The 24458-nt window shown below is 52.3% G+C and carries 24 protein-coding genes; 9 read left to right on the top strand and 15 right to left on the bottom strand.

Annotation, left to right across the window (positions count from 1 at the left end; all coding sequences use genetic code 11):
- Positions 1 to 7: 7 nt before the first annotated feature.
- The 7 genes from A9165_RS05475 to A9165_RS05445 form a co-directional block, all read right to left on the bottom strand.
- Positions 8 to 1012 carry an ArsJ-associated glyceraldehyde-3-phosphate dehydrogenase gene (locus A9165_RS05475; RefSeq protein WP_065955194.1) on the bottom strand — a complete coding sequence of 335 codons (1005 nt, stop codon included), beginning with the start codon at positions 1010 to 1012 and terminating at the stop codon, positions 8 to 10.
- 15 nt (positions 1013 to 1027) lie between these two features.
- Positions 1028 to 1519: a dual specificity protein phosphatase family protein gene (locus A9165_RS05470; RefSeq protein WP_065955193.1), complete on the bottom strand. Its 492-nt coding sequence runs from the start codon at positions 1517 to 1519 to the stop codon at positions 1028 to 1030.
- A 23-nt stretch (positions 1520 to 1542) separates the two neighbouring features.
- Positions 1543 to 2559, bottom strand: coding sequence for an ACR3 family arsenite efflux transporter (arsB, locus tag A9165_RS05465; RefSeq protein ID WP_065955192.1), 1017 nt, complete (start codon positions 2557 to 2559; stop codon positions 1543 to 1545).
- A 22-nt stretch (positions 2560 to 2581) separates the two neighbouring features.
- Positions 2582 to 3352 (bottom strand): metalloregulator ArsR/SmtB family transcription factor, encoded by a 771-nt coding sequence (locus tag A9165_RS05460; RefSeq protein ID WP_057787468.1) that lies wholly within the window; start codon positions 3350 to 3352, stop codon positions 2582 to 2584.
- 101 nt (positions 3353 to 3453) lie between these two features.
- Complete coding sequence (locus tag A9165_RS05455) at positions 3454 to 4302, bottom strand: cation transporter (RefSeq protein ID WP_369799938.1); 849 nt, start codon at positions 4300 to 4302, stop codon at positions 3454 to 3456.
- A 118-nt stretch (positions 4303 to 4420) separates the two neighbouring features.
- A complete protein-coding gene (locus A9165_RS05450; protein WP_065955190.1) occupies positions 4421 to 5473 on the bottom strand; it encodes an aldo/keto reductase in 1053 nt (350 codons plus the stop codon).
- A 613-nt stretch (positions 5474 to 6086) separates the two neighbouring features.
- On the bottom strand, positions 6087 to 7229 hold the full coding sequence (locus A9165_RS05445) for a dienelactone hydrolase family protein (protein ID WP_083216229.1): 1143 nt from the start codon (positions 7227 to 7229) through the stop codon (positions 6087 to 6089).
- A gap of 99 nt (positions 7230 to 7328) precedes the next feature.
- Between A9165_RS05445 and A9165_RS05440 the strand changes: the two genes are divergently transcribed.
- On the top strand, positions 7329 to 7715 hold the full coding sequence (locus A9165_RS05440; RefSeq protein WP_255365649.1) for a pectate lyase: 387 nt from the start codon (positions 7329 to 7331) through the stop codon (positions 7713 to 7715).
- Here the strand turns inward: A9165_RS05440 and A9165_RS05435 are convergent.
- The 6 genes from A9165_RS05435 to A9165_RS05410 form a co-directional block, all read right to left on the bottom strand.
- Positions 7696 to 9036 (bottom strand): triacylglycerol lipase, encoded by a 1341-nt coding sequence (locus tag A9165_RS05435; protein WP_065955187.1) that lies wholly within the window; start codon positions 9034 to 9036, stop codon positions 7696 to 7698. The genes A9165_RS05440 and A9165_RS05435 overlap by 20 nt on opposite strands.
- Before the next feature lie 105 nt (positions 9037 to 9141).
- The gene (locus A9165_RS05430; protein WP_065955186.1) at positions 9142 to 9738 is read right to left on the bottom strand and encodes a putative adenosine monophosphate-protein transferase Fic; all 597 of its coding nucleotides are present in this window, start codon (positions 9736 to 9738) and stop codon (positions 9142 to 9144) included.
- Positions 9731 to 9892 (bottom strand): YhfG family protein, encoded by a 162-nt coding sequence (locus A9165_RS16880; RefSeq protein ID WP_008607816.1) that lies wholly within the window; start codon positions 9890 to 9892, stop codon positions 9731 to 9733. Before A9165_RS16880 ends, A9165_RS05430 begins: the two co-directional genes overlap by 8 nt.
- 64 nt (positions 9893 to 9956) lie before the next feature.
- Positions 9957 to 10466: a GNAT family N-acetyltransferase gene (locus tag A9165_RS05420; RefSeq protein WP_065955185.1), complete on the bottom strand. Its 510-nt coding sequence runs from the start codon at positions 10464 to 10466 to the stop codon at positions 9957 to 9959.
- 26 nt (positions 10467 to 10492) lie between these two features.
- Complete coding sequence (locus A9165_RS05415) at positions 10493 to 11434, bottom strand: M14 family metallocarboxypeptidase (protein ID WP_065955184.1); 942 nt, start codon at positions 11432 to 11434, stop codon at positions 10493 to 10495.
- 121 nt (positions 11435 to 11555) lie between these two features.
- Positions 11556 to 12782: a hypothetical protein gene (locus A9165_RS05410; RefSeq protein WP_255365648.1), complete on the bottom strand. Its 1227-nt coding sequence runs from the start codon at positions 12780 to 12782 to the stop codon at positions 11556 to 11558.
- Between the two features lie 131 nt (positions 12783 to 12913).
- On the opposite strand from A9165_RS05410, the gene A9165_RS17075 reads away from it, so the two are divergent.
- From A9165_RS17075 to A9165_RS05400, 3 genes are read left to right on the top strand one after another with little or no spacing between them, the layout of a single operon-like run.
- Positions 12914 to 13255, top strand: coding sequence for an ion transporter (locus A9165_RS17075; RefSeq protein ID WP_255365647.1), 342 nt, complete (start codon positions 12914 to 12916; stop codon positions 13253 to 13255).
- Positions 13222 to 13668 (top strand): potassium channel family protein, encoded by a 447-nt coding sequence (locus A9165_RS17070; protein ID WP_255365646.1) that lies wholly within the window; start codon positions 13222 to 13224, stop codon positions 13666 to 13668. The genes A9165_RS17075 and A9165_RS17070 overlap by 34 nt, the downstream gene beginning before the upstream one ends.
- A gap of 10 nt (positions 13669 to 13678) precedes the next feature.
- Positions 13679 to 14209, top strand: a complete 531-nt coding sequence (locus tag A9165_RS05400; RefSeq protein WP_065955182.1) for a hypothetical protein — start codon at positions 13679 to 13681, stop codon at positions 14207 to 14209.
- 15 nt (positions 14210 to 14224) lie between these two features.
- Here A9165_RS05400 and A9165_RS05395 read toward each other — a convergent pair whose 3' ends face one another.
- A complete protein-coding gene (locus tag A9165_RS05395; protein WP_065955181.1) occupies positions 14225 to 14830 on the bottom strand; it encodes an ACP phosphodiesterase in 606 nt (201 codons plus the stop codon).
- 595 nt (positions 14831 to 15425) lie between these two features.
- Between A9165_RS05395 and A9165_RS05390 the strand changes: the two genes are divergently transcribed.
- From A9165_RS05390 to A9165_RS05375, 4 genes are all read left to right on the top strand, one after another.
- Positions 15426 to 17861, top strand: coding sequence for a TonB-dependent receptor domain-containing protein (locus A9165_RS05390; protein ID WP_065955180.1), 2436 nt, complete (start codon positions 15426 to 15428; stop codon positions 17859 to 17861).
- A gap of 215 nt (positions 17862 to 18076) precedes the next feature.
- Positions 18077 to 19102, top strand: coding sequence for a LacI family DNA-binding transcriptional regulator (locus tag A9165_RS05385; protein ID WP_065955179.1), 1026 nt, complete (start codon positions 18077 to 18079; stop codon positions 19100 to 19102).
- Between the two features lie 239 nt (positions 19103 to 19341).
- A complete protein-coding gene (locus A9165_RS05380; RefSeq protein WP_065955178.1) occupies positions 19342 to 20568 on the top strand; it encodes a sugar MFS transporter in 1227 nt (408 codons plus the stop codon).
- A 149-nt stretch (positions 20569 to 20717) separates the two neighbouring features.
- Positions 20718 to 21320, top strand: a complete 603-nt coding sequence (locus A9165_RS05375; RefSeq protein WP_065955177.1) for a hypothetical protein — start codon at positions 20718 to 20720, stop codon at positions 21318 to 21320.
- Positions 21321 to 21356: 36 nt separating this feature from the next.
- Here A9165_RS05375 and A9165_RS05370 read toward each other — a convergent pair whose 3' ends face one another.
- Positions 21357 to 23282 carry an amylosucrase gene (locus tag A9165_RS05370; protein WP_065955176.1) on the bottom strand — a complete coding sequence of 642 codons (1926 nt, stop codon included), beginning with the start codon at positions 23280 to 23282 and terminating at the stop codon, positions 21357 to 21359.
- 169 nt (positions 23283 to 23451) lie between these two features.
- Between A9165_RS05370 and A9165_RS05365 the strand changes: the two genes are divergently transcribed.
- Complete coding sequence (locus tag A9165_RS05365; RefSeq protein WP_065955175.1) at positions 23452 to 24399, top strand: carbohydrate kinase; 948 nt, start codon at positions 23452 to 23454, stop codon at positions 24397 to 24399.
- The last annotated feature ends 59 nt before the right edge of the window (positions 24400 to 24458 follow it).

The following is a 24458-nucleotide window of genomic DNA, read 5'->3' as shown; positions in this document are numbered from 1 at the left end:
TCGTCATTTAGTCTGCCAAACCGACTAATTTCGCCAGTTCGACCGTACGATTGGCATAGCCCCATTCGTTGTCGTACCAGGCATAAATTTTGACCTGAGTGCCATTGACCACCATAGTCGATAAGGCATCGATAACACTGGAGCGTGGGTCGGTTTTATAATCCACCGACACCAGCGGCCGGCTTTCATAACCCAAAATTCCTGCCAGCTCACCTTCAGCTGCAGCCTTGAGCATGGCATTCACTTCCTCGGCGGTAGTGGCGCGCTCGACTTCAAACACGCAATCCGTTAACGAGGCATTAGCCAGTGGCACCCGCACCGCATGGCCATTTAAGCGGCCCTTTAACTCCGGGAAGATCTCGGTAATAGCGGTCGCTGAGCCGGTGGTGGTCGGAATTAAACTGGCACCACAGGCGCGTGCCCGGCGTAAGTCTTTATGGGGCGTATCTAAAATCGATTGCGTATTGGTTAAATCATGAATCGTGGTAATAGAGCCATGCTTAATCCCCAGTTGTTCGTGGATCACCTTAACCACCGGCGCTAAACAGTTAGTGGTACAACTGGCTGCAGTAACAATGCGATGTTCGGCGGCATTAAATAACTGCTGATTCACGCCCATCACCACATTCAGCACTCCGGCTTCTTTTACCGGTGCACTTACCACCACCCGCTTTACGCCCTGCTCCAGGTAAGCTTGTAGCGCGGCTTTGGTTTTCATCTTACCCGAAGCTTCAATCACCAGATCACAACCAGACCAGTCAGTATCGGCAATGGCTTTATTGCCGCTGACCTGAATGGTTTTGCCATTAATAAGTATGGTATCGCCAGCCGCCTCAGCTTGATGCTGCCAGCGGCCATGGACTGAGTCAAAGTTCAGTAAATGGGCAAAGGTTGCGGCATCGGCTGCCGGATCATTGATCTGTACAAACTCAAACTCTGGCCAATCAAAGGCCGCACGCAGGGCCAGGCGGCCAATCCGGCCAAAGCCGTTAATGCCAACTTTAATCGTCATCAGTAAATCCTTCTGTCAGGCGCCAGCTAGCGCGTTAAAATAATCAATATGTGGCGGCAGGCTTAGCGCATGCGGCCGGATCTGCTTAATACTGCTCAGGATCTGTGCTTTAGCGACACCACGTTCGGCTAGCAGTTGTGCTGCCGCCAGCGAAGTGCGACCTGAGCCGCCTTTGCAATGAATCGCCACGCTCTGCTGCTGGCTAAGTAACTGCTGTATGGCGGGGCCGGCACTTTGCCAGGCCTGCTGAAAGGCTTCACCCGGCGCACAGTCATCTTCTATCGGGCAATGAAACCAGGTTAAGCCAGCTGCTGCGCATTGTTCGGCCAGCTCCGCGACCTTCAGCGCCGCCAGCTCAGTTGCCGGTGTTAGCGTTAATACGGCTTTGGCACCCGCAGCTTTAAGTGTCGCTAACGCCTCAGCCACAGAGGTGCCCTTGGTACCGGGGCAAGGGGTAAAAATAAAGTTCGCATCATTAACCTGTAGCACATCATAAGGGTGTGGCATAAATCGCTCCAAAAGGCTGAGTGTCAGCTTGTTTTAAACCAGTGCCGGGTACGATTGGCAAACCATACCAACGATAGCATCACCGGCACCTCGACCAGGACGCCAACCACGGTCGCCAGCGCAGCTGCCGAGTGCAAACCAAAGAGAGCAATGGCTACTGCAACCGCCAGTTCAAAGAAGTTACTGGCGCCAATCATGCTGGCCGGTGCCGCGACTTGATGCGGTAACCGCAATTTACAGCCGGCAAAGTAGGTTAAGGCAAAGATGGCATAGGTTTGGATCAACAGCGGTATCGCAATCAGGCCAATCGCCAGGGGTTGCCGGATAATGGTCTCTGCCTGTAGTGCGAATAACAGCAACACGGTGGCAACCAGGCCAGCAATGGAAAAGGGTTTAATTCCGGCGAGAAAGGCAGCCAGTCTGGCAGGCTCTTTCGCCAGCAGCTGGCGGGTTAATACACCTGCGATCAGCGGTAAGACAACATACAGCAATACTGATATCACTAACGTTTGCCAGGGCACAAAAATCTCCGTTACACCCAGCAACAGCGCCGTTAAAGGCGCAAAGGCAAAGATCAGAATCAGGTCATTTACCGATACCTGTACCAGCGTGTAGTTGGCGTCGCCTTTAGTTAATTGACTCCAGACGAACACCATAGCGGTACAGGGCGCTACCCCAAGTAGAATCATACCGGCGATATATTCAGTAGCGGTTTGCGGGTCAACCCAATCGGCAAATAGCACTTTAAAAAATAACCAGCCTAACAGCGCCATGGTAAAGGGTTTGATCAGCCAGTTGACCACCAGTGTCAGCACTATGCCCGCTGGTTTTTTGCCGACGTCTTTAATGGCACTAAAATCAATCTGCACCATCATGGGATAAATCATGATCCAGATAAAGACGGCGATCACCAGATTAACATGAGCAAACTCCAGCACGGCAACTTGCTGAAATACGGCAGGTACCGCCAGACCACCCAGCACGCCGGCGAGCATCGCCAGTGCCACCCAAAGGGTTAAATAGCGTTCAAAAATGCCCAAAAGATCACTCCAGATTGCGTTATTAACTACAGCAAAGCTGTTCACGTACCGGCCGTTCGCCCATCGCGTTCAGGTTAGCTAATAGCGGCTGGATGCTACTGGCGCTGGCAGTGGCAAATTGCTTAATGCTTTCGCTGGCCCACAACGGTAAATCTTCGGCCAGGCGATAATACACCCACTGCCCTTGCCGGCGGTCTTGTAACAAGCCCGCTTTGCGGAGCATTGCTAAATGCCGGGATATTTTTGGCTGCGTTTCGACAAGGGCTGCCGTCAGCTCACAGACACACAGCTCCTGCTCCGCCTGGATCAGTAGTACGGTATTAAGACGGGTGTCGTCAGACAGTAATTTGCACAGATTTAGTGCGGTGAGTGGCTCGTGCTGATGTTGTTTGTCATACAGCAGCACAAACATACTCAGCCGTTCAGCCAGTTCATGCAAGGTCGTTTCAAAGGCTTTGAGAGTACCCTGTTGTTTGGGATCGCTAAAATCCCAGGCCAGCAGATGTTTGGCTGAAATATCATGGGCACACTCAGCAGCGGTTTTGCTGCACAGTACGATGGCATAATCGAAATGCTGCTGCCGGTGCGCGCTCAGGGGCTTGGAAAACAAACCTTCGGTGCTAATGCCATGCGAGTTTAATACTGCCAATGCCCGGCTATCGGCGGTGCCCGGGTGGCTACCGGCGCTATAAACTTCAAAACGATCGGCATATTTATGTCGGGCTATCGCTTCCGCCATAATGGAGCGCGCCGAATTTTCGGTGCAGATAAAAAGGATTTTCGCTAACGCCATGCTGAACCCATGTACGTAAAAACACATATACATTGCATTGTATATATGTTTTTTCACATATCAAGTCATGGCGCTAAACTTCATAAAACTGTCATAAAACACTAGCGTCTTAACGCCAATATCCGTTTGGCGCCCAACAACACGATAGCGCCAATAACAGCCCCTACCAGCAAATCCGGATAAGCCGAGCCGGTCCATGCGACTAACAACGCGCCCAGAATCACTCCAAAGTTAATCAATACATCGTTAGCCGAAAAGATCCAGCTGGCTTTCATATGAACGCCACCCTGCCGATGTTTAGCCAGTAACACCAAGCAACTGACGTTTGCGACTAACGCCAGACTGGCCATGCCCAGCATCAGCGTTGACTGCGGCTCACTTCCATATAGTGCTCTGCGTACAACCTCGGCTAACACGCCAAGCGCCAGAATCGCCTGTAACCAGCCTGCCACTTTGGCAGCCCGAAGCTGTAACTGTAATCCTTTGCCGACGGCGAATAAGGCCAGCAAATAAACCGCTGCATCAGCAAACATGTCTAATGAGTCGGCGAGCAGCGCCATTGACTGCGCGACTATGCCAACAGCAAACTCCAGCACGAACATCATAGCGTTGATTGCCAGCAACCAATAAAGTGTACGTCTTTCAGCTGCCGGATCAGCGGTAAAGCTTTGGCGATCAGCTAAGGATGCGGCACGTGAGACGGAAAGCTGTGCTCCCAACCCCAAACATTGCAGCTTTTTAGTGATCATCGTTGCATCGCCCTGATGCAAGATCGCCAGCTGACGCTGTGCCAGGTCAAACTCGAGTTGCACAATCCCATCCAGGTCCTGCAATGCCAGACGGATTAATCGCTCTTCCGATGGACAATCCATTTTCGGAATATGATAAAGGCTATGCCACTGAGCATCATGGCTGGCGGCTTTAGTAACAGGCTCTTGCTCAGGCTGCACTTTTGCGCAACAAGCTGATTGCTGGCAATCCGATTGATTCTCTCTGGTCAAGGTAATACCTCAACTGCTGCATATTAGCTATTACTGTAACACCTGACCCCCAGCCATTGTAAAGTGGCTAAAACGGTAGTGAGTGCTGGCGCAGAAATTCGGTTACGCCAGCCAGTAGCTCGTGATTTAATGTCAGCTCAAAGGCGGCCAGATTTTCTGCTAACTGGCTGGTACTGGTGGCGCCGATAATGGTCGAACTGACACCATCAACCTGATTCACCCAGGCCAGCGCCAATTGCGCCGCGCTTAGCTGATGGGCGGCAGCCAGTTCACAAAAAGCACGGATCGCCGCATTTGACTCTGGTGTGTCGCGAAATAAACCATTGCGCTGCACCAGGGTCCAGCGGCTTGCAGCCGGTCGTTGCCCGTCCAGATACTTACCGGTTAGGGCACCACCTGCCAGCGGTGACCAGGGCAAATAGGCGATGTTTTCGTGCTGGCATTGCTCAATTAGATAGGGCCAGTCTTTGGTATGCAACGGACTAAACTCATTTTGAATCGAGACCATCCGCGGTAAGTTGTGCTCTGCACTGAGCTTTAGGTACTGGCTAATCCCCCAGGGCGTTTCATTCGACAGGCCGCAATAGCGGATCTTGCCAGCCTGCACCAGCTTGCCAAGCGTTTCCAGAATCGCCAGCATCTCTGCTTGCTGCGCTATGCTATCCGTTTCACTAAAGCGTACCTGATTCACGGCATGCCGGCCAAAGTGCGGCGAACGGCGATTTGGCCAGTGTAGCTGGTATACATCGATATAGTCTGTCTGTAACCGCTTAAGCGAGCCGTCTACCGCGGCGACCAGACTTTGCGGGCTAATATCGCTCCCGTCGCGAATATGTGCCAGGCCGTTGCCGGCGATCTTGGTAGCAAGCACTAACTGCTCTCGTTTGGCGCTATTACGGCTTAACCAGTTGCCAATAATCTGCTCGGTGGCGCCATAGGTTTCTGGCCGCGGTGGGATCGCATACATTTCTGCAGTGTCGATAAAATTCACGCCGGCATCCAGTGCCAGCGCCAGTTGCGCATCGGCATCTGCCTGGGTATTTTGCTGGCCCCAGGTCATGGTACCCAGACAAACCCGTGACACCCGCAGGCCGCTGCTGCCTAAAGTGGTGTATTGCATATGTTGCTCTGTATTCAGGGAAATAAGCGGACTATACCAGATCGCAGGGAGGTTTAGATCAGTAGTGATTTGGTTGTTACTACCTTAAGAATCCTCAAATCCGTCGTCTACGGGTGAACTATCAAGTTATCCCCATCCGGCGTTAGAGATAGAGTCCCAGATCTGTGCATACGGTGGCAAGCACACCGTACAACTTTGACGGGACACGCTGTGAATACATCCCTGCACGGTTACAAACTTCATCCTGAAGTTTGCCCTACGGGCCAGCTAAAGCTGTTCAAATTTGCTCCCGGCAAATTTGTGGCATTTTTCATCCCTGAAAAATACATTCCCTTACAAAGTGCACGGAATGCTTACCACCTCGTCTTATACCTGCTGTTCTCTATGATATTTTTCGTGATGCATACCAGATACTATTTAAGCCCTTAGCTGCGGTAGAATTTTCGTAACAGCAGCAGGGATGCTGCGGAGGCTGAAAGGGCACAGGGATGTGATCCTTGAAGCCAGTGGAGAAAATTACTACCCTGCTAAGGGCGTTGCGCTAGTCTGGACGCTGAAGATTAGAGATACAAGCATCCGGCGGCTAAACGCGCCGGATGCTCCGATGACAACGCTAATGATTATCTGCAGCAGCAGGCTTAGCAAACACCTCCTCCAGCCAACGCCATACCCGCTGCTGCTGCGCCGCCGTAAACTGATGTCCCTGCTCCGGCCAAAGATCAGTCACCAGCTTTTCGCCGGCGCCATGCGCCTGCCAGATTTGTCGCATCGTGGCAAAAGCTTGCTCAGTGCCGGCCGCTGGCATCAGACGATCTTTAGCACCACTGATAAACAATGCCGGTTTAGGTGCGGCTATACCCGCCAGATGCGGGTAATCCAGTTTCGCTGCCAACCCGGGATGTAACATCCAGAACGCCGTTTGGCCGCGTAATTGATTATTGCCCGGCGTCATAGCAGTATCACTGGTGGTCATCCAGCTGATGGTCGCTGCGGCTTTGATATCATCCGTCAGCGCCGCCAGTTGCCAGGCCCGAAACCCGCCCATTGAAAAACCCAATGCAGCAATGCGAGTGTTATCGACCTGCGGCAACTGGGCAAGAAAGGCTGCCAACCGCAAGTCTTCATAAGCCGCCAACCCGGCCAGCGAGCGCCCGAGCTGAAAAAAATTCGCGGCCAGCGCCTGCTGGGCATCGGCATTTAAAGGTCCCCGTTCACCAAAACCCAAGGAGTCCGCTGCCAGCACCAGATACCCCTGAGCCGCTAACTCATCACCGATAAAACGGCTATCGTAATAACGTTTAATCCAGGCCTCCGCCTTGGCAAGATCCGGATCCCTGGCAAAGGGTTTGATCAGTTTGGCTTTACCAATTAAAAAATAAGCGCCGTGATCATGCAGCAGCAGTACCGCCGGGAAAGGCCCCTCACCTGCCGGGCGCAGCACCGAAACGGTAACCCGGTTTTCTGGCGTCAGATTAAGCTGCCAGCGCTCGGCCTGATAGCCATCGCGCTGCTCAACCATCAGTTGTTCAGCCGCAAAATCCAGTGGCTGTTCAGGCCACAGCAGTGCGTCGCGCAGCAGTTGCCGCGCCTCAGTACGCCACAGCTGAATTGACTGAGCGCTATCCGGGCGCCAGGCGGCACTAAACTGTTGCTCTGCTTTCAGCTGCTGATAAAAACCCGGTAACTGCTGAGCCAGGATCTCTGCCGAAAGCGGCGCCGCAAAAGCTAATGCCAGCATGCTTAGCAATACTCTCAATTTGCACTCTCCGTAATAGACCGTGTTACAGACTAAGTGATTTTCCGCGACAGGGAAATTCCAGATACGAACAAAAGCACAAAAACCCCAGGCCTGACTTTGCCTGCGAGGCCAGCGCTGGCGGTAATGGAAAGTGCCAGCCTGCTGGATTTTTTGCTTAGTTTGCCCGAGCCATCCGATGAGTTACAGCGAGCTATTCATGCGGCAGCTAGCTGGTTAGCACGCCATGCGATCACTGATCAACACTGGCATCCGCAACTGCGGGTGCTGCAAGCCAAAGCCGGCGCCGGGCCGCTGTGGCCACGCTTTGCTGAGCTTAATACCAACAGACCGATCTTTGGCGATCGTGATGGCGAACTGTATTATGACGTGCATCAGGTCTCGCTCGAACGCCGGCAAGGTTATGCCTGGTATACCGAGCGCCCGGCACCAACGCTTAAGCGTTATCAACGCTGGCGTGCGGCCTTTAATGACGCTGCAAAGTAAAAACCGACTCAGCGACCTGGCGCGTTAATTCCACATCCAACAGCAGTGTTTGATGCGGTGCAAAAATCTGCGCCAGTTCCTCAACCGCCAAGCGCAGCCCTGCAGCTGCGCTGGCTGGCACCGCGCTAAAGCCTGCGGGTTGCCGCGGTGGCTTAAACAGCGGCTGGGCATGAAAACTTAAAAACAACTGCTGAAAGTTCGGGCTTTGTTTAAGCTCGTTTAATGCCGCCACATCAAAATAAAACGCCCGATTTTGTGGCTGCTGGCTATGCGGATGCACGTGCCGTAAAAACTGCTGATACAGCCTTTGTTCAAAGCGACTATCGGCATTTGCCGTGCGATACATTTCTAAAAAGTAATCGGTGACCGGATCGCCATGCTGATCCTGGAGCTTACAAAGCACCTGGCTGCGCAAATCCGCGTGCCAGTTGGCAGGCGGGTTTTGGCTATCCAACTGCTGCTGATAGGCAAAATGACCTGTGCTGCCCACCTGAAAATCGGCATCCTCGACTTGCAGTGCCTGGCGAATCAGCTTTAAGGTCAGCGGGTTATGCGGGGCTTTTTTACCATTACCGATAATACTGCCATGATGCTCATCTGGCAGCACCGAAAAGGCGATTTCCCCCTGACTTTTTCGCAGCTGCAAGCTGCCGGGCTTAACGTTTTGCTGCTCATCCAGTGCCACTTTCAGATAACGGCAATTCAGGTTTGCCCCGGCAATGCGCACCGTACCATCTGAACCGGCTTCGTTGGCGATAGCGCTGATCCCGCTGTAACCGCGGTTACCAATAAAAATGGTGCTGAGCATTCTGCCCGCACCATACCAGGACTCAGCGGCAAAGAGATCGGCTTTAGCCAGTTCCCGGCTATAGTCGGCCGCCAGCTCCAACCCATATAACAAATTGGCGCCGGTTTGAAAGCCCGGTTGCTTCCAGCCTTTCACGGCCCGGCCATAGAAACTGCGGCCTTTATGCGCCAGCGGCGAACCAAAGTTGGCCGGCGCCAGCTGCAGAAAACGTTTAACCGGGTTAGTGGCCGCAGCATAATAACGGGTAAACCAGTGCCGGCTAACCAGGGCACCGGTGCTGTGGACGATCAGATCAACACTTTGCGGCGAAGTGGGCAGCTGCATACCCAGCCAGGCTTGTTGCATCGCCGCGGCCAGATCGCCATAACTGATCTCATCCTGTAATGACAACCAGTCAGCCAGATACAGATGTTGTACCGCAGCACCAAACTCGGTTTGCAGAAAGTGGGCTAAGTCACGAAACGAGCGGCTGTTATCACTCCAGCCGTGCAGGATAACAATGGGATTACGCATGGCGGTTCCTCTGCCAGTTGCTGCTTTAAGCAGCAATCAGTATAGCTGCCGCTGTCGCAATAGGGCAAAGTTGTGGTCACCGCTAAGTGTAGAAAGCGGAATAACTTAAATATCGATAGGTTTTGTCGCTAACCTAAACAGCCGGAATAATGGCATTAGGTCCCCCTGATAACCTGCAATGTTTGCTAGCAACCAGTCTTCCTGCGAAATATGGTGCCAACTTAATTCATAACCCGCCTGCAATGCTAAAACCTCACAAAACAATCTTAGGCTTCTGCCATTACCCTCTCGAAACGGATGAAGCACATTAACTTCACAGAAAAAGTCCGCAAGATTATTAATAAATACTGGGAGCGGCATCTCTCGGAAGTAATTATTTCTCGGCAGTACTTCAAAACACTTTTCCGCTGACTTTGAAATATATCGAACATTACAAAAATGCGTCGATTGTTTTGCAATATCGACAGTTCTGATTTGTCCGGCCCAACTGTATAAGTCTTGAAATAGATGATAATGGATATGGCAAAGATAATCGAAGCTCAGATTATCGAAGTCTGGGATAAAGGTGCTCAACCGGTACGAGGTGAACTCAACTTCCGCTGCTGTAAGTTCTTCTTCAGACTTTAAATCCAGCAGATTGATCAATAAAGAAGAGTTTGGGTAACAGTAGGGATCTTGTCCAACACCATACTTATCAGTCATGTAACTCTTGTAATTGCTTGAGTCTAGCTAAAATTTTGGGGTTCAAGCTAGCTTTGTCTTTGGTAGGTTTTAACCCCTCAAGACGCAGGCTCTCAGCAAAATTGCTAACCTTTATTGCTTCAAAGCGCTTTTGTAACTGCTGCTTGCTGACCATATTTAGCCCCTTGATTAAACTATTGGTAATTCTAGCGCTTAATCGGTTTTGCAACAAGTTACTGTCAAGCACCATCTTTGAACATATACCGCGCCTGTTCCCCGGCATAACTCTGTAGTGCCGCCTCAGCATCAGGGCAGAGTGTATCTTGTACGAGAAAACCCTGTCGCTGCCAGTAGCTTACCGAGCCCTGTACTGCTACCAGCGCTAACCGGGTCAATCCCTGCTCTCTGGCAAAGTATTCGGCCTGCTGTAGCAAACTGCTGGCCAGGCCTAAACCCCTGGCCTTAGCGCTCACCGCCATATCGTGTAAATACAATAGCTCCGGCTTGCTGGCAACCTGAAACGGACTGCCCAGTGGCACTACCTTGCCAGCTAAAGAGGGGTAGCAAAACAAATAAGCTAACAGCTCACCGGCTGGGTTTTCTGCCAGCCAGCAACTGTCCGGCGCTGCGGCCAGACGCTTTACCAGTAATTCTGGTGGCTCATACAGATTATCGCTATAACAGCTATCCTGCAGCGCCACCACCGCCGCCAGATCGGCAGCGCTGATTAAGCGGATCTGAATACTCATGTTGCTTACTATGCCGACTGTTCCGACTATGCCGACTTCGCTGACAGCTGCGTCCGAACAAAGTTTAAGCCACCCACTACCGCCGCTACCTGCGCCAGAATACACTGCTCGGGCGTGGCACTGGGGCTGTCCGGATAAACTTCGGTGGTGGTAACAAAGCGCGCAGCGGTCATGCCGCCACAAAGCCCCAGGGATTTTTTCGGGTAATTGACGACGCCAAACTGCGCCAGCGGCTCGCCAATCAACCAGCCTTGCTCATCAGCAGGGGCGATATGCGTCACTTTTACCACTTCATCAATCATGGCTTTTTGAAAATCCGGCTGTGGATTTTCACTATCACCAACCAGATAAAAGCCATCCGGAATATTCCAGTTAGTATTTACCGTGCCATCGCGTGCTGCTTTGGCCGGACGAAATTCACTGTTATCTGAATCCGTGGTTTCATGCAGATCAATATGCACCAAAGGCGTGGTCCCCAACGCCAGCAGATAATCGCGCAACAAACCGGCTTCGGCGGCCGGGCTATTGGCAATAAAGGAACGGTTTGGATCGACCGCCAATGGGTTCCAGCGATTGATCGTTTCATAGCCCCAGGGGCTGATACAGGGTGCAATCAACAGGTTAAAGTCGGCAACATAGGCCGCAGCATGGGTTTTGGCAAAGCGCAGCGCACCATGCACTCCACTGGTTTCATAACCGTGCACACCGCCGGTGACCAGCGCCAGCGGTTTATCGGCCTGCCAGTTGCGGCTTTTTAATAAAAACAGCGGGTAACGGCTAAAGCCCTGCGCCTGATAATCCAGCTCACCGTATTGGATCACCTCAAACTGCGACTCCAGGGCACTAAGCTGACTTAACACATCGCTCTGATAGCTGCGCTTGATGCGTTGCTCGGCGAGCCATTGTTGTTTTTCTGCCTCGCCCCAGGGTTGTCCCTGAGTGCCGATATGATAGATAAAGGGTTGCATAGTGCCTCGCTGTAATGCTTGTTCGAGCCGGAAATAGTGGCAGCCTAACGGCTTTGGCTATTTTGTAAAGCCTTGTGCCGTCAGTTGCTGAAAAAACGTGCCAGTCCGGTCGGTGTTAGCATTAAAATGGCACAAATACCTGAATATTGCCGCCACCAAATTGCAGATTATGTAATTTAACCGTAGGGTTAATCAGCAGATAAGCACCGCTGCTTTGGCTAAGCTGCCAAATCAGGTTAGGACTGAATTTTGCTAACCAGCCATTATCTTCTAACGGTTCATCGCTATTTGTTCTTAGCTCACCTCGGACTGTACCATAGCCAACATAAAGCGTAGGCCGCCAGCGCCAGTTATCGTTAAGGCTGCGATCTTGTCTCAGATAAGCAAAGGCTTCACGCCGGGATTCAGCACTTTGTGTCGCATCGGCAAAGCGGCTATCGTACTCAGTTAAGCGGTTAAGTTGTAAGCCTAATGCTGTTGGTCGTTGCTGCCAGGGTTGCTGCCACTCCAGATTCAGCTGTGCAAAGCGCCGGGTGAGTTGCCAGTCGGCATCGCTATCAGCAAGCGGGCTGTCGGCGCGGCGTTTGCCATACAGTCCCTGGCCTTGCACGCTAAGCTGGCGCTCGCCTTGGAAACTGCGCTGCCAACTGATGCCGGCGGAGTATTGTTCATCCTGTAGCAATTGACCGAGGGTGGCATCGTTAAACTCGGTCGGTAAGTTGATATTGATAAAGGCCGACAGCTGCTGATCGACGAATTGCTTAGCTCCCGCCAAATAGAGCGTGAGCGGATTGCGCTCGTAACGATTGTCGCTGTAGGTTTTACTGTTATAAAACACATCGGTCAGCACCACCGCCGCCGTCAGATAGCTGCCATCATCAAAATAGCGGTTCGCCTCAAATTGCAGATCCATTTCTTCTTTCGCGCCACTGACATCGCCCCAAACGCCCAGGTCCCAGTTGGTGCGGGCCTGATAGCCTACTCCGAATAAAGCCCGGTCATACCAACCGTCAAGATCCTCCGAGCGCTTATGTCGGAAGCCGGCAAAGAGCGGCGCATCAAAGCGCACTTTTTGCTGCAATAAGGAATGCACATAAAACTCTTTACCCCGGCTGCTGCCGCCAGTGCCATACCAACCATTTTGCTGCCATAGCGGCACACCACTGCTAATCGGTTGTTCGGTAAAGCTCAAACGCTGTAAAAAACTCTCCAGATTGTAATCAAACTGACGCCCGTCAAAGCGCTCCAGCCGGAATGGCTCCGGGCCATGCCAGCCATTCGCCGCCTCGACCAACGCTGCACTGCAAAGAAGTGGCAAGGCCAACCAGGAGTATTGTGCGTTTTTCATCATCACCGCCTGCTATCCGAAAAAATCGTAGTATGCTGAACCTCGACTGAACCCTATCTGAATCTTCGCTTGAGCGCCCAGATACCAACTGCTAAGCTGTTGATCATTCATCTATTCAGCCTTTAAGCCTTATGCGGCAACTTCTAGTGCAGCAAATTGATCCCCAGGCGTGTCCTACGCAGGGCCTGTCAACTTTTAACAAAGTGATTTGTCTGGCGATCCTGCTTTCTACCCTGCTTGCCATTATCGAGACCGAGCCTGTATTAGCCACCAACTGGCCACAACTGTTTTGGTGGGCTAATCTGGCTTTCTTGCTGCTATTCAGTGCCGAGCTGGCGCTCCGGATCTATATCGCCCCCTATACTCAGGCGCATTTGGGACAAAGCCGCTGGCGTTTTTTACGCAGCGGTTGGACGCTACTGGATTTGCTGGTGCTGTTATGCCGTTATCAGAAGAACTGCCGCTGCTGGTGATCCGGCTACTCAGGGTGTTCCGAATAGTTCACCTTTCCAGATTGACCCGCTTTAATGCCTCATTAAATTTGCTAATTCAGGCGGTAAGAAAACGCAAAATGGAACTGGGTATCAGTTTTATTATTGCCATGTCGCTGTTATTAACCACCTCTATCCTGCTTTATCTGGTTGAGGGTAGTAGTAATCCGGAAGATTTTGGCAGTATTCCACGGGCCATGTGGTGGTCAATTGCCACTCTGACCACGGTTGGCTATGGTGATGTCACACCGCTATCGCCGCTGGGAAAAATTTGCGCAGGTATCACGGCCCTGATTGGTATTGGTATTGTCGCTATGCCAACGGGGATCCTGGCAGCAGCCTTTAGCGAAGCCTATCAAAAAGCCAAGGTCCAATCTGGACCTACAGAACAATAGGGAGCACCTTATGCCAATTTCGATGTCCGAAACGGCAATTGAGCAAGGGAGTGGTCAGAGCTGGGCACATTGGCTGGCGTTGCTTACTGCGCGGCAGGCTGAGCAACTTAGCCATAAAGAGATTGCGCTTCTGCTAGTCAAACAGGGTGTTAGCCCCTGGTGGTGCCAGATGCTGGCAGTGCAGTTTGAGCAACACCTTGGCCGGCGGGTGGTAGGTCAGGATTGCAGTGGCAGTTTTAGTGTTTCGGTTAATAAAACACTCAGTGGCAGCATGGACGACGCCCTTGCCTTCTGGCAACAACTTGTTGCCGGAGAACAGGCCTTTGCCGATATTCCACTTAGCCGCGGCCCTGATATCAGCCAAACTGAAAAATGGCGCTACTGGCGCTGTGGCCTGGCCGATGGTTCACGGCTAAATATCAATATCTATCAGAAAGCAGCGGATAAAGCCGCGCTGTCGATACAGCATGAAAAGCTGGAAAGTGAAGCCCAGGTCGAATTCTGGCGCAGCTACTGGAAAGGCCGGCTGGCCGCAGGCTAATACTGTTTCTGGAATTTACCAGCTTCGGATTTGAGCAGGCCGCTCCAATCCCAGCGCGGCGACATGCGCCTGCAATTCGGGATAAAAGCTTAAAAAAACCTGTTCCAGCCTGGGGTAATGGCGTTCAATATCCTGCCCGGCACCGCTAAAACGGTTAGCAAAACGAATGCGCTGCGCGATGCGATCCAGCGCCATTGCTACACCATCTAACTGCTGATAGGCCGCCAGCCAGTCTTGCTGGCGTACCTTGCGCATCACCACCGCCATCGCCTCCGGCATCAGAGGCTCCGCTTTCGCCAATTGCAGGTAGAGCTCTGACTTAGCTTGCAGATAAGGCGTAGCGTAAAACTGCTGCCAATGCCTGATTAAGAAATGATCGAACAGCACATCCAATGCCACTGGCGCAAACCGTCGGCGTTCGGCACTAAAACAGGCACGTGCCTCGCGTACCAGCGGATGACTATCGGTAAAACGATCCACCGCCCGGTGATTGGCTAAACCGGCCTGAATTGGCCGCGGTAGCGTATCGATGGCAACACCTTTGCAGAAGTCGCCTAATAAATTGCCCACTAAAGATTGCGGCTGTGGCTGCGCCAGCGCCGCATGCGCCAGATAATTCACTTGTTACTCCAATACCAGGGCTTGTTGTAGTTTACCCTGCTGCTAGGGCGTACTGACGTTTGCTGCTTGTTTTTGCAGCCGTTTGGCTGGTATTTAAACAAGGCGGAGCTTGTGATGTGTAGTTATTCTACATGAACAAGCGATAACGCAGTAGAAACGCCAGCCAAACGCTGCCCGAAGGGTTCGCACTTGCGACGCTTTGCTCTTTGTCACTCGTCACTTATTTAGAATAACTAAACTGCGCTCCTCGTTTCGCGATCAAAGCGCCGCCAGCGCGAACAAAATCTAAGCAGCAAACGTCAACACGCCCTAGTTGGTGATAAAAAAATTATTGTGTAGTTATTAAACAGTCTTGACGCCCACAAAATTTAGAGGTAAAACGTTTAAGACAATTTTAACTGATAAAGTTTTACCCAAAAAATAAGAGTTGTACCTGAACCAGCCAGCAGCTTTATCGTGTCATCTAGTTGTTATCACGCTGCACTGGTCGGTCGCCCTACTTAAAATGCCTGCTGGCATTTTTTTAACGGCAACAAACTTAAACGTTTCAGCTTATAAAAAATACTATTCCAGATCGACAAGGGAGACACCCAAGATGCAACAGCAACCTGCGTTATCCAGCCTGGCGCTGGCCATTACTCTCGCTTTAACTTCTCAACAACTTATTGCGCAGGAAACTGCGCCTGAACCAACGGCTGCAGAGCAAACTGACGCGGCCGTAGACGCTGCTCCCAGTGGCCTCGGCTTTGAGCGTATTCTGGTAACGGGTGCGGTATCGCGCAATCAAACCGTAATGCAATCCAGCGTCTCGGTCAGTACCCTGACCTTTGAAGATATCGATGCGTCCGCGCCCCGCTCTACTGCTGAAGTGTTCCGCATGCTACCGGGTGTGCGCAGTGAAGCCAGTGGTGGCGAGGGTAATGCCAATATCGCAGTGCGCGGCTTGCCGGTGGCTGCCGGTGGCGCCAAATTTCTAACCCTGCAGGAAGATGGTCTGCCGGTGCTCCAGTTTGGTGATATTGCCTTTGGTAACGCCGATATTTTTGTCCGCGCTGACGCTACTCTGGCACGGCTGGACGTGATCCGCGGGGGGGCCGCCAGCACCCTCGCCAGCAACTCACCGGGTGGCGTGATTAACTTTATCAGTAAAACCGGGCAGGATCAGGGCGGAAGCGTGGCCCTGACCTCAGGCTTAAATTATGATCAGTTCCGTACTGACTTTGAATATGGCGGTGATATCAACAACGATATGCGCTTTCATATCGGTGGCTTTGTCCGCCAGGGTGAAGGCGTGCGGGATCCGGGATATCAGGGCGAGCGCGGCTATCAGCTAAAAGCCAACCTGACCAAAGACTTTGACAGCGGTTATGTGCGGCTTTATGCCAAACATCTGAATGACCGGGTAACCAGCTATATGCCAATGCCGATGTTAGCCGATGGCAGTTCAGTTCCCGGCTACGATGCCAAAAAAGATACGCTGCAATCTGCCTATTTAACCCAGACCGTGCGGCTAAACGGCGACAACCAGATCTCACGCGGCGATGTTCGCGATGGCATGAACCCACAGGTTAATAGCTTTGGTATCGAGGCGCAGTTTGACCTGGATGATAACTGGACCCTGGATAACCGCTTTCGGATCAGTGAAATCAGCGGCAACTTTATAACGCTGTTTCCGGCCGAAGTCGACAGCGCCCAGTCTATTGCCAATAGCATTGCCGGCAGTGGCGCTACCGTGCGCTATGCAGTAGGTCCGCAGGCTGGCGACTTGTACGGCAACAGCAATGCGATGCGTATTCATACCTTTGATGTCGAACTGCATGACTTTGGCTCCATCGTTAACGATCTGAAATTGTCACGCCGTTTTGGCGAGGTGGATGTCAGCTTTGGCTACTACCTGGCTGATCAGAGCATCAGCATGTCCTGGCTGTGGAATTCCTATCTGATGGCGTTAAAAGGTGATAATGCTGAGCTGCTAAATGTGTTTGCCGCTAACGGCAGCGCCTTCTCCGAACAGGGCCAGCTCGCCTATGGCGTGCCGTTCTGGGGCAACTGCTGTCAGCGCAATTATGATACTGACTACAGCATTAAGGCACCTTACGCTTCAGCCAGTTGGGCCTTTGGCGACTGGTCGCTGGAAGCCAGTGCACGCCGCGATATTGGCAGTGCCAGCGGTAGCTATGCCGGCGCGGTACAAAGTAGCCGAGATATGAACGGCGATGGGGTGATCAGTATTATCGAGCAGAGTGTGTCCGGTATTGATCTGGCCAATCCGCAACTGGTGAACTACGGTTGGGCTTACAACTCGTATTCAGTCGGCGCCAACTATCAGTTTAATAACGATTGGGCCATGTTTGGCCGCGTCAGTAAAGGTGGCCGTGCTAATGCCGACCGTCTGTTGTTCGGTAAGGTTAACGCCGATGGCTCAGTAGCCCGCGAAGATGCCATTGACCAGGTGAAACAATATGAACTGGGTAGCAAAAGCCGCCATGGCAACCTGAATCTATTTGCGACCTTGTTCTTTGCTGAAACGGATGAACAGAACTTTGAAGCCACTACCCAGCGCTTCTTTGACCGCGTTTATCAGGCCAAAGGTATTGAGCTGGAAAGTAGCTACCGTATCGGCGATCTGGACCTGCGCGGCTCCATTACCTGGACCGATGCCGAGATCAGCAAAGATGCGCTGAATCCTGAGTTAGTCGGCAATACGCCACGGCGTCAGGCCGATGTGATTTATAATCTGTTAGCCCGTTATACGCTGGATCAGGCGCAATTTGGTGTCAGTTTAATTGGCACCAGTGCTGCCTATGCCCAGGATAATAACGACTTGAAATTCGGCGCCTATACCCAGGTCAACGCCTTTGCCAGTTACGAGCTGGCCAAGGATCTGACAGTATCACTGAATATCAATAACCTGTTCGATAAAGTCGGTTTAACGGAAGCTGAACAAGGCAGTGTGCCGGCCAATGGCATTATTACCGCCCGTACCATCAATGGTCGTACTGCCTCTGTTGGCTTACGCTATCAGTTCTAAGCGACCGCGGCATTACACTTTAAGGCGACTGCGGTCGCCTTTTTTATACCTGCGAGATTTAAGCCCGGTACCGGAACCTCTGCTCCGCCCCCCACTCCGGAAAGCTCGCTCCTAGAACCAAAGTATAATTTATCTTAACGTTTAAGATAAACTGGGTTAGAGTGGTTCTATCTGTCAGCTCTGTCTGCTAACACGCATTAAACCCGGAAAACCTGATGCCAAAAGTTACCCTTAAAGCGCTGGCCAAACACCTTGGGGTGTCGGTGGCGACTGTATCTAACGCCTTTAACCGCCCAGATCAACTGTCGGCAGAGCTGCGCAAACATATTCTGCAGGAAAGTGAAAAGCTCGGCTTTAGCGGCCCTAATGCCACAGCCCGCAGCCTGCGTACCGGCCGCTCCGATATGATTGCCATTCTGCTGTCGGATACGCTGGAATATTCGGTCAGCGATCCGGTTGCGAATCAGTTGATTAAAGGCATCGCCGAGGTGCTGCAGGACGCCGGCAAGGATATGTTGCTGTTATCCGGTGCCAAAGCGGTACACAGCACCGCCGAAGCCCTGCCCGATGGCTTTATTATTTACGGCAGCCCAAAAAATCCGGAGCAACTGGAGCGGGTAAAGCAAAGCGGAAAACCGCTACTCTGTGTCGACTGTAACCTCAGTGGTATCGGCTCAGTTAATATCGACAACTATCAATATGCCTATGATATTGCTGAGTATGCGCTGCAAAAACAGCCTGGCAAGGTCGCAGTACTAGGGCTTAGGTTGATAGATTCCGATCGGGTCTGCCGGCTACAACAACACGAGCTATACGATGCGAATGAGGCGATTTCCCGCCGCCGGCTGGAAGGCTATCTGGCAGCCGCCACGCAGCAGCAACGCGAATTAAACGCGGAGCAAATCTGGCATATTCCAATCAATAACCATCATTACGCGCAAATCGCCGCCCGTGAGGCTCTGACGCAACATCCCCGCCCAACGCTGCTGCTTTGTATGAGCGATCGGATTGCGCTTGGTGCCATCAGTGTCGCCCGGCAACTAGGTCTTAACATCCCGCAAGATCTGCGGATTGTCGGCTTTGATGGCATTGAAGAGGCCGAGCGTAGCTATCCGGCACTGACGACCGTCGCCCAGCACAGCGATGAAAAAGGCCGTATTGCCGCCAGAATGCTGCTGGCTGGTAATACCGCTGAAAATGTGCTCTTACCTTGTGAGCTACGACTGCGCGACAGCTGTTAAAAAAAACGTCGTATTTTTCGCCAGAAAGCGGGTTCTTAGCTTGCAACTTAAACGTTTAAGGTGTAATTTTAAGCCGTAACAACGATTACAGCAGGGTTAGCGTAAATGGTCAGTATCTGCCGATAAGCAGTATCCTGAGCCACTGACGCTCACCTGCGCACAAGGCCAGCTGCGCATAGCGCAGACTGCCAGATTAATAAAACGCTGCACTTACGACAGCGCCAAGACAGGGTTAGACTATGCAACAGCTCAGCAGCGCAGCGGCAACCGCCGTGCCGACGCACACCTATACCCAGGTTAAATGGATGACCTGCCTGATGTTCTTCGTCTTCGCCATGACCACGGATGCCGTGGGGGTGATTATTCCCGAAGTGGTTAAGCAGTTTGACCTTAGCCTGACGCAAGCGGCCGCCTTTCATTATGTGCCGATGATTTTTATCGGCTTATCCGGTCTATTCTTGGGCCAACTGGCTGATCAGCTAGGGCGAAAGAAGATTATTCTGTTTGGCTTACTGATCTATACCCTGGCCTGCTTTGCCTTTGCGCTGGGGCAAAGTTTTTACTTTTATAACTTATTGTTGGGGCTATGCGGCCTGAGTATCGGTTTATTTAAAACCGGCGCCCTGGCACTGATTGGCGATATCAGCCCGAATTCTGCCAGCCATACCCGGCTGATGAACCGGGTTGAGGGTTTCTTTGGCCTGGGCGCCATAGTTGGCCCGGCCCTGGTTGCGATCCTGCTGATGTTTGATATGGCCTGGGAGCAGCTGTATTTTGTGGCCGGCTTTATTTGTGCGGTGTTACTGCTGATTGCCTACCGCATGGACTATCCGGTTTATTCACCACAGCCCAAGGCGTCGATCTGGCAAACTCTGGCTCTGGTGAAAAATCCTTATGCGCTTGGCTTCTCGCTGGCCATTGCCTGCTATGTCGCGACTGAGGTGGCGGTCTTTGTCTGGTTGCCTACCCTGTTACAGCAATATGATGGTCAATGGACCTTGCTGGCAGCACATGCCATTACAGTATTCTTTATTTTGCGGACTATCGGCCGCTTTCTGGCGGAATGGTTACTGACCCGCTTTAGCTGGACCATTCTGCTGGCGTGGTTTAGCAGTGTTATCGCGCTGTGTTTTGTCCTTAGTATGTGGCATGGCGTAGCCTGGGCGCTGTGGTTGATGCCATTATCCGGCCTGTTTATGTCGATGATGTACCCTACGCTGAATTCTAAAGGCATCAGCTGTTTCCCACGCAAACAACATGGCGCAGCGGCAGGCCTGATCCTGGCCTTTACCGCTCTGGCGGCCGCGCTGGGGCCACTATTGATGGGTATAGTCGGCGACTGGTTTGGCGATGTGCGCTACGGCTTTTATCTGGCTACCGGCTTTGCGCTACTGCTGGCAGTCGCTATGTGGTGGAATCATCTGTTTAATCCGGCTGAGGCTCAATTACAGGCGATGTCCGACTAGGGCGTAATAACCGCTATTGTTGATTTTCTCTCGTGCTGTTGCCCCGCTTGATCGGGGCTTTTTTATTGCTAAAGTCAGCACCAAAGTTGCAAGGCTCCCGGCCTTGCAGTAAGGTAGCGCCGCGCTATTACTCTGATCAGGTAGATATGATGTCCAGACCCTTTGCTACTGTTCTGCTACTTGCCAGCCTGTTTGTTACAGGTTGCGATCAATTGAAAACCCTGACCGAAGCCGAGCAGATCGCGCGCAGCATTCAGCAGGAAGTTAAACGTAACGAACGGGGCCTGGATGCGTTGATCGCAGCCGCAGATAACACCACCTATGATGGTTTCGCCTGGCGGCGCGGCGAACGCATTCAGATCCGCCAGCGCCTGACAGAGGGGGAACAACAGGGCGAGCTGCAGTTAGTGGCCGAGGCCGAAGCGCCGGAGATTATTGCCACTGCAGTAGCCAATAACCTGCCCAGCTTTAGTATAGTGCGCTATCAGCAAGGCTGGCTGGTGGTATTTAACACCTATCTGACTGAACATTGTCAGGCGGTTTATGCCTATGCCTACCGCGGCCAGCTGCCAGACGTACCGCTGTGTAGCGAGCAGCGCTTTGCCGAGACGGCCAATGGCCAGTGCCAAAGTCCGATCACGGCCAATTGGCAGCTATTTAAAGAATGGTTTTTTGCCGAGTCGCTGGTGGCAGAAGGTAACCCCAAATGCATCAGCAAAGCCGAACAAGGCTGGCAAGCACCGCGCCCTTAAGCGCGGTGTAAGAAAAGAATAAGCCTTGTGCCCAACTTACAGTGCCGTTAGCCACAGGACCTGATAAGGCTGCAGCTCAAGCCGGGCGCCCTGATATAGGTTACCGCTTAACTCATCCCGCCACTGGCTGCTGGCTGACATCGCCAGCGTCTGACTGTGTTCGCTAAAATTGACCACACACAGCAAACTTTGCTGATCCTGATAACGACGATAGCTAAACAGATGCGGATTGGCACTGGCCAGGATTTCGGTTTTGCCCTGCCCCAGTAGCGGCAAGCGCCGCCTTACGCCCAGCAGCTGCTGCAGTTGCTGGTAAATTTTACCAGACAGTTTAGACCTGTCGGTGGCGCTTTCAAGCTGCTGCTCGTTAACCGCCACCCGGTTCACCCAGCGGCTGTCGTCTTTTTTCGCTGCATCCTGCTGATAGCTGTAATCATTTAACAGGCCCAGCTCATCGCCCATATACAGCAGCGGCAAACCGCCGATACTCAGGATCACGCTATTAAGCAGGTAAATACGGGCCAACGCATGTTGTAAATGCACCGTATTACCGGTTTTCAGAGCCTGCTCAACGCCGGTTAATGACGCCAGCATGCCAGCGACGCGGCAATCGCCGGTTTGCGGATTTTGCTGAAACGGCACCCCGCTGGCAAAGCTGCCGGCAAATTGCCCGGTATAGAACTGATTTAAAAACTGCCGGTGATGCTCCGGGTTAATCCCCAGCTGCCAGGCGACATTATCGTCAAAGGTCCAGCCGATATCATCATGGCAACGAATATAGTTAACCCAGCTACAATGCGGGTCAATGGCAAAGCGCCGCTGTAATGACTCGCTCAGCAAGCGGGTTTTACGGGTCGCCAGACTATTCCAGAGCAGGGCCATCAGCAGTGGGTTGTATGATAGCTGACACTCCTCGGGGGCGATATATTTTACCACCTCATCCGGATGCACTATAGCTTCTGATTTAAACTGCAGCGCCGGTGCCGCTAGCCGTGCCACCTGATTAAAGGCGCGGATCAAGGTGTGTGCCAACGGCAGGTTTTCGCAGTTAGTGCCAGCCTCTTTCCAGACAAAGGCTAATGCATCCAGGCGCAGTACGGCAGCACCCTGATTGGCCAAAAATAGCATTTCTTCCGCCATCGCATTAAATACCGCCGGGTTAGCGTAATTCAGATCCCACTGGAAACTGTTAAAGGTGGTCCAGACCCAGCGCCCGGAATTGGCTTCCCGCGTAAAACAACCGCGGCGGATTTCCGGAAAAATTTCCCGTAAATAAGGCGCATAGCGATCGCGTTCGGCTTCATCAAAAAAGAAATAATAATCCTGATACTCAGAGTCGCCCGCTTTGGCTTTTTGCGCCCAGCGGTGCTCATCTGAGGTATGGTTAAACACAAAATCCAGCACCGGCCTGATGCCATGCTGATGCAGCGACTGCATCAGATCTGCCAGCTCAGTCATAGTGCCCAGCTTAGGCATGGTGGCGCGGTAATCTGATACCGCATAGCCGCCATCGCTATTTGGCTCGGGCGCTTTAAACAGCGGCATCAGATGCAGATAATTAATCCCGGTTTGCTGTAAATACGGAATACGCTGCTTTAACCCCTGAAAATCGCCGGCAAACAGATCGACATAACAGGCCGAGCCAAGCGCCTGCTCCGATTGATGCCAATCTTGCGGCGCAGCATCTTCGGCCAGCAGATAATCCGGCCGCTGCGCTATCGCTTTGGCCAGAATTTTTAGTAGTTGCTCCAAATGATAATAGGCGTCAAAGCGTGCGCCATAAAGCGGCAGATACAGTGCCAGCAAAGCCGGTAACTGCTGTCGTAAGCGCGCTGCCAGCAGCGGCCAGCGCCCCTTCGCCAGCGTTTTTAGCGACGAGCTATAACGTTTAAGTAAGATATCAGAAAAATGCGCTAACTGTGCAGGATCAGCGGTCATGAAGCGGGTCAGATACTGTGGCATAAGCAAGGGTCCAAACCAAAGTTTTATTCGCTATCTTTGCTTTATTTTTGCTGCATTGCAAGCCTTCGCTAAAAATTTAAGCAATTTTAGCCAGCGTACAATTTACAATAGCTGGCGAATAGGCTAGCTTAAGCTTAAACATTTAAGTTAAATCTTTGCAGGTACCCTAATGTCGCTACCAGTCTATTGTTTTGGCGAAGTGTTAATTGACTTCTTACAGGATCCACAACAAACCGGTGTTTTTCGCCGCTTCGCCGGCGGCGCACCGGCAAATGTCGCCGTAGCCGTAGCGAAACTGGGTGGCGATGGCCGCTTTGTCGGCATGCTGGGGGCCGATATGTTCGGGGATTTTCTGCAAGCCGAGCTGGAACATTATGGCGTTAATGTCAGCGCCTGTGCGCGCACGGCAGAGGCAAAAACCGCATTGGCCTTTGTTGCGCTAAATGCCGACGGCGATCGCAGCTTTTCATTCTACCGGCCACCGGCAGCAGATTTGTTGTATCGACTCAGCCATTTGCCGGCGGATTTCTGGCAGCAGCAGGCTATTTTGCATTTATGCTCGAATAGCCTGACCGATAGCGCCATTGCCGATACCAGTTTTGCACTGATAGCCGAGGCCAAACGCCACGGCTGGTTAATTTCTATCGACGCCAATTTGCGGCATAACCTCTGGCCAACCGGGCAAGCCAACCGCGAGCTGGTGCAACAGCTGCTACAACAGGCCGATATTATTAAACTCAGTGACGATGAACTGCGTTATCTGGCCGGGGCTGGCGATGAGCAAAGCTGGTTAAGCGCGTTAAATGCGCACAAGCAGCGCTGGATCGTGGTTACCGCCGGTAGCGCCGCCGTGCAGAGTTATAGCAAGTTTAATCTGAGCATCCCGGTGCCGCCGGTAAAAGTGGTCGATACTACTGCCGCCGGCGACGCCTTTGTCGGTGCCTGGTTATATCAGCTGAGCCAAAGTCTTATCTATCAAGACTGGCAAAGTCTATTGGCCGATCAGGTGTTACAGAACCTGATATTACAAAAAGCCATTAAAGCCGGCTCTCTCACCTGCCAGCATTTTGGTGCCTTTACTGCCCTACCCACCCGCTTTGAATGGGATGCCAGCTAGCCTTCGTTAGTCAGCCGTTCTGGTCAAAACACCAGATCGAGTAGGAGGCGGGATCACTC

The sequence above is a fragment of the Alishewanella sp. HH-ZS genome (assembly GCF_001704375.1).
Lineage (GTDB): Bacteria > Pseudomonadota > Gammaproteobacteria > Enterobacterales > Alteromonadaceae > Alishewanella > Alishewanella aestuarii.
Note: the sequence above shows the minus strand (reverse complement) of the source record. Positions and strands in the feature narration are given on the sequence as shown.